10 protein-coding genes and 1 pseudogene are annotated in these 8908 nt (G+C 69.3%); 8 read left to right on the forward strand and 3 right to left on the reverse strand.

Annotated features, from left to right (window positions below):
* The 3 genes and pseudogenes from I5I_RS14215 to I5I_RS14225 all read right to left on the reverse strand — a co-directional run.
* Positions 1-244, reverse strand: a pseudogene (locus tag I5I_RS14215) (hypothetical protein); the annotation flags it as partial.
* A gap of 41 nt (positions 245-285) precedes the next feature.
* Positions 286-1857, reverse strand: a complete 1572-nt coding sequence (locus tag I5I_RS14220) for an amino acid permease (RefSeq protein ID WP_036321219.1) — start codon at positions 1855-1857, stop codon at positions 286-288.
* A gap of 63 nt (positions 1858-1920) precedes the next feature.
* Positions 1921-2856 (reverse strand): LysR family transcriptional regulator, encoded by a 936-nt coding sequence (locus tag I5I_RS14225; RefSeq protein WP_036321221.1) that lies wholly within the window; start codon positions 2854-2856, stop codon positions 1921-1923.
* 119 nt (positions 2857-2975) lie between these two features.
* Between I5I_RS14225 and I5I_RS14230 the strand changes: the two genes are divergently transcribed.
* The 8 genes from I5I_RS14230 to I5I_RS14265 all read left to right on the forward strand — a co-directional run bounded on the left by I5I_RS14230 (position 2976) and on the right by I5I_RS14265 (position 8882).
* Positions 2976-3695, forward strand: a complete 720-nt coding sequence (locus I5I_RS14230; protein WP_036321222.1) for an SDR family NAD(P)-dependent oxidoreductase — start codon at positions 2976-2978, stop codon at positions 3693-3695.
* Positions 3692-4405: an SDR family NAD(P)-dependent oxidoreductase gene (locus tag I5I_RS14235; protein ID WP_036321224.1), complete on the forward strand. Its 714-nt coding sequence runs from the start codon at positions 3692-3694 to the stop codon at positions 4403-4405. Before I5I_RS14230 ends, I5I_RS14235 begins: the two co-directional genes overlap by 4 nt.
* Positions 4406-4456: 51 nt before the next feature.
* Positions 4457-5329: a substrate-binding periplasmic protein gene (locus I5I_RS14240; protein ID WP_036321226.1), complete on the forward strand. Its 873-nt coding sequence runs from the start codon at positions 4457-4459 to the stop codon at positions 5327-5329.
* Positions 5330-5419: 90 nt separating this feature from the next.
* Positions 5420-6205 (forward strand): amino acid ABC transporter ATP-binding protein, encoded by a 786-nt coding sequence (locus tag I5I_RS14245; RefSeq protein WP_275574473.1) that lies wholly within the window; start codon positions 5420-5422, stop codon positions 6203-6205.
* A 1-nt stretch (position 6206) separates the two neighbouring features.
* Positions 6207-6869 carry an amino acid ABC transporter permease gene (locus I5I_RS14250; protein ID WP_036321228.1) on the forward strand — a complete coding sequence of 221 codons (663 nt, stop codon included), beginning with the start codon at positions 6207-6209 and terminating at the stop codon, positions 6867-6869.
* Complete coding sequence (locus tag I5I_RS14255) at positions 6866-7513, forward strand: amino acid ABC transporter permease (RefSeq protein ID WP_036321229.1); 648 nt, start codon at positions 6866-6868, stop codon at positions 7511-7513. The genes I5I_RS14250 and I5I_RS14255 overlap by 4 nt, the downstream gene beginning before the upstream one ends.
* Entirely contained in the window at positions 7510-8343 is an 834-nt protein-coding gene (locus I5I_RS14260) for an aspartate/glutamate racemase family protein (protein WP_036321231.1), read from the forward strand. The genes I5I_RS14255 and I5I_RS14260 overlap by 4 nt, the downstream gene beginning before the upstream one ends.
* Complete coding sequence (locus tag I5I_RS14265; protein ID WP_036321235.1) at positions 8340-8882, forward strand: flavin-containing monooxygenase; 543 nt, start codon at positions 8340-8342, stop codon at positions 8880-8882. The genes I5I_RS14260 and I5I_RS14265 overlap by 4 nt, the downstream gene beginning before the upstream one ends.
* Positions 8883-8908 lie beyond the last annotated feature (26 nt).

An 8908-nucleotide genomic window follows, 5' to 3' on the forward strand; every position in this document is an offset into this window, starting at 1 on the left:
GCGCCATGAGAAAGCGTGTGGAAAGCGCCTGGCTCAGCACCACACTCGCGCCGAGCCGCGCGAAGGAGAGGGAGCGGCCGGCGAGCAGCGTCGATGCCATGAGTGCGAGCAGCCACGGGGCGAGGATGCCGAGCGGCCCCGGAACCGCGCCGCCCGCGACGACGTGCGACAGCAGCGCCGTGAACGTCGCGACGGAGGCGACGATCGCACCCCGCGCGACGCGCGGAGTCCGGGAGCGACGCATGCGCCCAGTCTGCCAGGTCGGCGCCGCGTGCCCCTCCTCGATCAACGGCGCCGCTTGGCCGCCTCTGTCGCCGGGCGCTCGGCGATCACCGGGTAGGTGCCCGTGTAGCCCTCCCGTGCCGCGACGGCGGCCTGGATCTTGCCGCGCGCGGCGAACCAGCCGACGATGAGCGCGGGGATCAGCACGATGAGCGAGGCGAGCACCCATCGGCCGGTCTCCGAGAAGCCCATCGTGACGAGCACGAACGCGAGGAACGCGAGCGTCAGGTATGAGGTGAACGGGGCGCCGAAGAGGCGGAACGAGGGCCGTTGCAGCGTGCCCTGCTTCGCCCACTTCACGAGCTTGAGCTGGCAGAGGATGATGGTCGCCCAGCCGCCGATGATGCCGAGAGCCGAGACCTCGAGCACGATCTCGAACGCCTGCGACGGCCACAGCGCGTTGATGCCGACGCCCGCGAGGGTGATGGCGGCCGTCAGCAGGATGCCGCCGTACGGGACGCCGTTCTTGCTCATCTTCGCGGTGAAGGCGGGCGCCGAGCCGTTCACCGACATCGAGCGGAGGATGCGACCGGTGGAGTACAGGCCCGCGTTGAGGCTCGACAGGGCTGCGGTCAGCACGACGAAGTTCATGACCGAACCTGCGATCGCGCCGGTCTCGGGCGAGCCGATGTGCGAGAAGAACGTCACGAAGGGCGACTGCCCGGCCTCGTAGGTGCTGAACGGCAGCAGCAGGGACAACAGCAGGATCGAGCCGACGTAGAAGATCGCGATGCGGAAGACCACCGTGTTGATCGCCTTCGGCATGACCTTCTCCGGGTTGGCGGTCTCACCGGCGGCGGTGCCGACGAGCTCGATCGCGGCGTAGGCGAACACGACGCCGGAGATCGCGAGGAGCGGCGCGACGAAGCCCATGGGGAAGAGGCCGCCGTTCTCGGCGATGACGCTGAAGCCCGTGGCGCCGACATCGGTCGCGCCGTTGAAGATCAGGAAGCAGGTCCCGACGATCAAGAAGATGACGAGCGCGGCGACCTTGATGAGCGCGAACCAGAACTCCATCTCGCCGAACAGCTTGACGCTCACGAGGTTGAGTGAGAGCACGACCACCAGGGCGATCAAGGCGATCGTCCACTGCGGCACCTGCTGCAACGGCTGCCAGTACTGCGCCCAGAACTTCACGTACAGGGCCGCGGCGGTGACGTCCACGATGGAGGTCATGGCCCAGTTGAGGAAGTACATCCACCCCGCGCCGTACGCGAGCTTCTCGCCGTAGAACTCGCGGGCGTACGAGACGAAGGAGCCCGACGAGGGGCGGTGCAGCACCAGCTCGCCGAGCGCGCGCAGGATGAGGAAGGCGAAGAAGCCGCACACGGCGTAGACGAGGATCAGCGAGGGGCCGCTGGAGGCGAGGCGGCCGCCGGCGCCCATGAACAGACCCGTTCCGATGGCGCCGCCGATGGCGATCATCTGAATCTGTCGTGGGCGCAGCGTCTTGTGGTACCCGGCGTCCTCGCTGGAGAAGTCCTGCGCAGCCTCGGTGCGATCTCCCGTCAGCTCGCGCGCGTTCTCGCGGGCATCCTCGGGATCCATGCGCGAGAGCGCCTCGTTGTCCGTCATCCCGCAATCATGGAGGCGGCGTGTTTCGCTCGTGTGGCACGCGCGCACGCGTGTCGTGAAAAATCAGCCGATGGTCGGGGCCGGTGCCGGCCCCTGGAGGCCCGCGAGGATCTGGCGCGCGAGCTCCATGAACGCCGCGGTGGCCGGCGAGATCGATCCTGCGCGCCGGGTGACGAACGCGTAGTGCTCCTCCACCGCGGGCGTCAGCGGGGCCATGTACAGCCCGCGCTCCGCGATCACCGATCGCCCCACGTGGTACGACACGAGGGAGTCGCCGACCCCTTGCGCCGCGAGCTCGAGGGCGTGCGTCTGGAACTCGACTTCGATGATCGGGTCGAGTCGAACTCCCGCCGCTTGCGCCCGCTCGAGCAGTGAGACCCGGAGGGGATCGTCGAGCGACCACCGGGCCTCGGAGAGGATGAGGGGCCGCGTCGACAGGGTCGCGATGTCGATCGGAGCGCGGGTGTGCTCCGGATTGCGCGACACGTACACCACGTGGTCGACGAAGACTCCGGGGATCAGACGCAGTTGTCGGTCATCGATCGGCAACTGGACGATGCCGGCTTCGAGGTCGCCGTTTCGCACCGACTCGGCGACCTCGGAGGAGTTGAGCCCGGTCACCTTCACCTTCACCGCCGGATGCCGGGAATGGAACTCGCGGATGAGATCGGTGAGCAGATACAGGTGCGCGCTGTTGAAGGTGCCGAAGAGCACCGTGCCCTCTTCGAGTGAGCCGACGCGCCTGCCGAAGTCGGCGATCTCGTCCACATCGGCCAGGGTCTTCTCGGCGAGGGGCACGAGCTGCTTGCCCACATCGGTGAGCAGCAGTCGTCGCGTGGTGCGGGTGAACAGACGCACGCCCAGGCTCGCTTCGAGCACCGAGATCTGCTCCGACAGGCTGGGCTGCGCGATGTGGTGCTCGGCGGCCGCCGCCGAGAACGTTCCCAACCGGGCAGCGGTGAGGAAGTACTGCAGCTGGCGCACGGTGGGAGTGGCCACGGAGCCTCCTTTTCATAGGTTTCTCCTCTGTTGACTATAAAGGTTTGAGGATTGTCCTTGGTAGTGCGTCGATGGTCCACTGGTTTTACACGGCCCGACCGACCCGAGGAGACCACCCCATGCAGACCACGACACCGCCGGTCGCCCTTGTCACCGGGGCAGCGAGCGGAATGGGCGCGAGCACGGTCACGCTGTTCCTGGAGCGCGGCTACACCGTGGTCGCCCTCGACGTCGCGTGGCCCGACACCGACGTCGAGCCCGGCGGCTCCCTCCGGCGCGTCGTGGCCGACGTCCGCTCCCGCGACGCGGTCGTTGCGGCCATCGATGGGGCGCTGTCGGGCGACGAGGGCATCGATGTGGTCGCCAACATCGCGGGCGTCTACCCGCCGACCACCCTCGCGACGTACGACGAGGAGACCTACCGGCGCATCTTCGACATCAACGTGCTCGGCGTGCTCAACGTCATCGCCGCGGCCCGGCCACGCCTGCGTCGCGGCGCCTCCGTCGTGAACTTCGCGTCGGTCGATGCGTTCACGGTCTCACGCGGCCAACTGCTCTACGGTGCGTCGAAGGCTGCCGTCGTCATGCTCACGAAGGCTCTCGCGCTCGAACTGGCGCCCGACGGCATCCGCGTCAACGGCATCGCGCCGGGCTGGGTCGCGACCCCCGGCAACGCGGCGACCGGACGCATGGAGGCCGCCGCGGCGTCGATTCCGCTCGGTCGCGTCGCGACGCCGGAGGAGATCGCCGCCTGGGTCTGGCTCGTGTCCCAGCCCGAATACGGCGCTTTCCTCGACGGGGAGACGATCGTGCTCTCAGGCGCGGACGTGATGCGGTGAGCACCGTCGTCATCACCGGGGCCGCGCGTGGTCAGGGCGCCGCCCACGCCGCCGCCCTCGCCGACGCGGGCTACGCGCTGGTTCTGGCCGACCGCATGGACGACGCCGGGCAGAGGGTCGCCGCGGGCCTGCGCGAGCGCGGAGCCGACGCGCGGTACTACTCGCTGGACGTCGGCGACGAGGGCGGGTGGTCCGCGCTGGCCGCTCAGCTCGAGGACGAGGCGCAACCCGTCGTCGGTCTTGTGAACAACGCCGGCATCCTCCGCTACGGCAGGATCGCCGACACCGACTCCGCGACCTGGCTGCTGCACGACAGGGTGAACGCGCTCGGCGCCTTTCTCGGCATCCGCGCACTGGCACCCCTCATGCGCGAGGGAGGCTCCATCGTCAACGTCTCCTCCACCGCGGCGCTGGTCGGGACCGCGGGCTACGCGGCCTACTCCGCATCGAAGGCCGCCGTCATCGCGCTCACTCGCGTCGCGGCCATCGAATACGCGCCGAGCGTCCGCGTCAACGCGATCTGCCCCGGCGGCGTCGACACGCCGATGAACGACGACGAGCCCGTCGGAGGCAGTTCGACCGGTGCCCCCCTGGGACGACGGGCTCGACCGGAGGAGATCTCGCCCCTCGTGCGCTACCTCGTCTCCGATGCCTCGTCGTTCGTCACCGGATCCGTCCTCACGATCGACGGCGGCCTGACCGCCACCTGACCACAGCCCACCCGAAAACCCATCCAGCACCACTCCAGAAAGCAGGAAGCCATGCCCCGCATCACCCGCGCTCGCGCCGCCACCGCGCTCGTGTCCATCGCCTCCGTCGCCGTGCTGCTCACCGGCTGCGCCGGCGCCGCCGCACCCGCCTCCACCGTCGCCTCGGACTGCACACCGAAGCACGCGGGACTGAAGACCTTCACCGCCGGAACGCTCACCGTCGGCGTTCCCGAGAACGTGCCCTACACCCAGACGAAGGGCACCGACGCGTCGGGCCTCGAGATCGACGTCGTCCGCAAGCTCGCCGATGCCGAGTGCCTCGCGCTCGCCTTCGTGCCGATCACCTACGCCAACGGCATCCCCATGATCAGCGAGCAGCACAAGACCGACATGATCACCGGCGGATGGTACGTCACGGCCGCGCGCGCCGAGAAGGTCGGCTTCACCAGCCCGACCTTCTACGACTCGATGGGCATCATCTCCAAGGACGGCATCGACACCGTGACCGCCCTGCAGAGTGTCGGCAACGTCGGCTCGGGCGCCGGCTTCTCGTGGGAGGGCGACATGTCCGGCATCCTCGGCGACAAGTTCAAGACCTACCCGGGCACGGCCGAGATGAAGCAGGACCTGCTCAACGGTCGCATCCAGGCGGCGCTCGACGGCTACGCCGTGGCGACCGTGGCCTATAAGGACACGGGCTTCCAGGTGAAGCCGGCGAAGGAGGACGACCGCGTCGCGATCACCACGTCGCAGCCGATGATCGCCTTCCCCATCGACAAGGACAACAAGGCGCTCTCCGATGCGTTCAGCGAGCTCATCGACGGCTTCCGCGCCGACGGCACGCTCGCGAAGCTCAACGCGAGCTACGACCTGCCCGACTCGCTCATCGTCCCCGCCGACAAGGCGGCCGGCTCCATCCGCTGATCACCACGGCGGCGGGGGCGCGACCCCGGACGCCCCCGCCGCCCCGATCGACCCCGCCCGCCCGTCCCCCCTCGGACCTGAGGAGACCCCGTGTCCCGACCCCTGATCACGCAGGCCAACGAGCTCGCGATCGCCGGCGTGAGCATCGCCCACCTGTCCAAGAGCTTCGGTGATCACCTCGTGCTCGACGACATCTCGATGACGGTGAGCCCGGGCAGTGTGACCGCGCTCATCGGTCCGTCCGGCTCGGGAAAGAGCACACTGCTGCGCTGCGTGAACCTCCTCGAGACCCCGGATGCCGGCACCATCACCGTCGGCTCGCAGACCGTGACCGCCGGCCGCCGCGTGCCGGATCGTGACCTGCTGGCACTCCGCCGCCAGGTCGGGATGGTGTTCCAGTCGTTCAATCTCTTCCCGCACATGAGTGTGCTGCGCAACGTCGCCTTTCCCCAGGAGAAGATCCTCGGGCGCTCCCGCGATGAGGCCGAGGCCCGCGCACTGACACTGCTCGATCGGGTCGGCCTCAAGGACAAGGCACACCAGCACCCCGGGCGCTGCTCCGGCGGTCAGCAGCAGCGCATCGCGATCGTGCGCGCCCTCGCGCTGAACCCCCGCGCCATGCTGTTCGACGAGCCGACGAGCGCCCTCGACCCCGAGGTCGGCGTCGAGGTGCTCGCGGTGATGCGCGAACTCGCCGAGTCGGGCATGACGATGATCGTCGTCACCCACGAGATGCAGTTCGCCCGCGACGTCGGCGACCACCTGGTCGTCATGGCCGACGGGCGCATCATCGAGGAGGGCGTGCCGAACGAGGTGATGGCCGATCCGCGCGAAGAGCGCACCCGGCGCTTCCTGAGCGCCGTGCTGGAGCGTTGAGATGGGCGGCGTCGACATCTCGGCGGCGATGCTCCTCGTGCTCGCCGGCCTCCCGATGACCCTTCTCGTCACGGCGCTCGCGTATGCGGTCGGGCTCGTCCTCGGCATCCCGCTCATGCTCGGCCTGCGTTCGCGTGTCGCGCCGCTGCGTCTGGCGCTGCGACTGGTCGTGGACATCGTCCGTGGAGTCCCTCCGATCGTGTGGCTCTTTCTCATCTACTTCGGCGTGCAGCTGGGCACGATCCGCTTCGACTCGCTGTCGGCCGCCGTCGTCGGCCTCGGCGTCATCTCCAGCGCCTACCTCGCGGAGATCTACCGCGGCGCATTCGCCACGGTCGCCCGCGGGCAGGGCGAGGCGGCCGCCGCGCTCGGCCTCGGGCGCACGACGACCTTCGTCCGGGTGCTCGCACCCCAGGCGTTCCGCACGGCGCTGCCCTCGATGGCGACCTTCCTGCTGTCGCTGCTGAAGGACTCGTCGATCGCCTCGACGATCGGTGTCGCCGACATGGTCTTCCAGGCCACGATGTTCGCCCGCCAGAATCCCGCCGTCGCGGGCATCGTTCCCTTCTTCCTGGCCGCGGCCGTGTACCTGGTGGTCTCGATCCCGATCGCGATCAGTGCACGTCGCCTCGACACGCGCCTGCGCACGGGGGTCGTCGCATGATCGATCTCGCCGTCTACCTGCCACGGCTGGGCCAGGGCCTCATCGTCAGCCTGCAGTTGACCGCGCTGTCGGTCGTGCTCGGCTACTTCATCGGGCTGCTCTTCGCGCTCGGCGTGTCGGCCCGACGCGGGTGGGTGCGCTGGCCGTGTCTCGTGCTCGTCGAGGTGGGCCGCGGCATCCCCGCACTGGTGGTCCTCTACATCGTCTACTTCGGGCTGCCCGCCCTCGGACTGCTCTTCGAGAACTTCTGGGCCGCGGTCATCGGTCTCACGTTCACCGCCGCCGCCTACTCGTCGGAGATGATCCGCTCGGGCATCCAGTCGGTGCCGGCCGGCCAGCGCGAGGCGTCGGCAGCGCTCGGACTGTCGCGCACGACGACCTTCCTGCGGGTCGTGCTTCCGCAGGGCATGCGCGCGTCCATCCCGGCACTGATGGGCCTGGCCATCATGTCGTTCCAGGGCACGTCGCTCGCGTACTCGATCTCGGTCAACGAGTTGATGAGCCAGGCCTACCAGGTGAGCACCATCACCTTCCAGTACCTGTGGGTGTATGCCCTCACCGGTCTCATCTACGCGGCGATCGCCGTGCCCGCGACCTGGCTGTCGGTCTGGGTCGAGCGCCGCCTGAACCGGGGGTACGCGTGAAGACGCTGGTCTGGCTCGAAGCCACTGTCGGCGACGGCGCGCTGGACGAGTTGTGGCGCTTCCTCGCCGACTACGTCGACGCCCTCGCGGCCGGGCGAGTGCGCACCCGCCTCATGCACGCCGGTGTGGACGCCGGCGGCATCCGCACCGCGCCCAATCGTCTGCTCAGCGACGCCGTCGTTCTCGCTCGCGCCGTGGAGGAGGAGAGCGCCGGCGACATGGACGCGATCGTCATCGGATGCTGGGGTGCGCCGACGCCGTCGGTTCGCGCGGCCGTGTCGGTGCCGGTCACCGGCCTCGCCGAGGCGAGCGTGCGGGCGCTCTCCACCCTCAGTCGCCGCGCGGCCGTCGTCACCGTCGCCGAGAGCCTGACCCCGGTGTTCGCCGACGAGATCCGCGAGCTCGGGGGCGCTCCCGCTTTCCTTGCGCGCCCGGTGCGCGCTTACGCGCCGGATTCCACGCACCGTGACGTGGTGCGCGCCGCCACCGACCCCACCGATCTCATCGGACGCTTCGACGCCGTCGCGCGCCGCGCCGTCGATGACGGCGCGGACGCCGTCGTGGTCGGCTGCGGATATCTCGGCGCGATCTTCGCCGCGCACGGCTACACCTGCGTGGGCGGTGCGAGCGACGTCCCCGTCATCGACCCGAACCGGCTCGCTCTCGAACACGTGCTGCAGCTGCAGCGGCTCGCCGATGCCGGCGTCACCCCCACCGCGCGCGGCTATGTGCGTCCGACCGAACCCCGGAACCACGCCCTTCGAACGGTGGCACGGAGCCTGCTCGGCACCGATGCGACATCCCCCTCCCAGGAAGGAACACCCGAATGACCCGATACTGCGTGATCGGCGCCGGAGCGGCCGGTATGTCGGCCGTCGTCCAGCTCACCCGTGCTGGATACGACGTCGACTGCTTCGAGAAGTCCGAGCGTGTCGGTGGACATTGGAACACCGACTACGACGCGCTCCACCTCATCACCTCGCGCGACATGACCGGGTTCGAGGGCTTCCCCATGCCGGCGGACTATCCCCACTTCCCACGGCGTGATCAGGTGCGCGACTACCTCGGCGCCTATGCGAGCGCGCACGGCCTGTACGAGAAGGTGGTCTTCGGCGTCGCCGTCGTGGCGGTCGAGCCCCGCCCGGCGGACGGACCCGTGGGATCGGCGGGGTGGCGCGTCACGCTCTCCACCGGAGAGAGCCGCGACTACGACGGCGTCTTCGTCGCGAACGGGCATCTGTGGGACCAGAAGGTGCCCGCGATCAGCCGTGACTTCTCCGGCACGCAGGTGCACTCGGGGTCGTACCGCAACACCTCCGACATCACCGGCACCCGCGTTCTCGTCGTCGGTGCCGGCAACTCCGGGTGACTCTAGAGGATCCCCGGGACCGAGCT

Source organism: Microbacterium sp. B24 (assembly GCF_000333415.1).
Taxonomy (GTDB): Bacteria; Actinomycetota; Actinomycetes; order Actinomycetales; family Microbacteriaceae; genus Microbacterium.